Consider the following 916-nt stretch of genomic DNA (forward strand, 5'->3'; position numbering starts at 1 on the left):
AGTGGTTGTCGGCCATAAGACCTCAGAAGATGGCGATGTTACGCCTGTGACGCGAGAAGTGGTGATCGCGGCAAACACCACGTCGACCGATTTTACGGTCGCAACACTCGACGATTCTATTCTTGAAACCAATGACGATGACGTCTTTGAAGTGTCGGTCACTGGCACATCGGGCGGTGGCTTTGAAGTGCTACCAGACAACCCGTCTGCCTTCGAAACCACGATCAACGAAGACACGACCGGCACTGATAAACCGACCCTGACACTCACAGGTGACAGTGAAGTGGTTGAAGGCGAAGAAGCGTCGTACACGCTCAGTATCTCAGAAGCACCCACAACAGCTTTAACCGTGACAGTGGTTGTCGGCCATAAAACCTCGGAAGATGGTGATGTCACGCCCGTGACCCGAGAAGTGGTGATCGCGGCAAACACCACGTCGACCGATTTTACGGTCGCAACACTCGACGATTCTATTCTTGAAACCACTGACGATGACGTGTTTGAAGTGTCCGTGACGGGCACTGCGGGCGGCGGCTTTGAAGTGCTGCCGGATAACCCATCGGCGGTCGAAACCACGATCAACGAAGACACCACGTCAACGGATAAACCGACCCTGACGTTAACGGGCGATGCGTCCGTCATTGAAGGCGCAGAAGCCAGCTACACGCTGACCATTAGCGAAGCGCCGACGTCGGCACTGACGGTGACAGTGGTTGTCGGCCATAAGACCTCAGAAGATGGCGATGTTACGCCTGTGACGCGAGAAGTGGTGATCGCGGCGAACACCACGTCGACCGATTTCACCGTGGCGACCTTGGATGACAGCATCCTCGAAACCAATGACGATGATGTGTTCGAAGTGTCGGTCACTGGAACAGCGGGCGGTGGCTTTGAAGTGCTGCCGGATAACCCATCG

Annotated in this window: 1 protein-coding gene; it reads left to right on the forward strand. The window is 55.2% G+C overall.

Annotation, left to right across the window (positions count from 1 at the left end; translation table 11 throughout):
* A partial coding sequence (locus tag LRP50_RS25355; protein ID WP_337992932.1) for an immunoglobulin-like domain-containing protein occupies positions 1–916 on the forward strand: 916 nt, incomplete at both ends.

The organism is Enterovibrio gelatinilyticus (genome assembly GCF_028683095.1).
GTDB classification, from domain to species: Bacteria; Pseudomonadota; Gammaproteobacteria; order Enterobacterales; family Vibrionaceae; genus Enterovibrio; species Enterovibrio gelatinilyticus.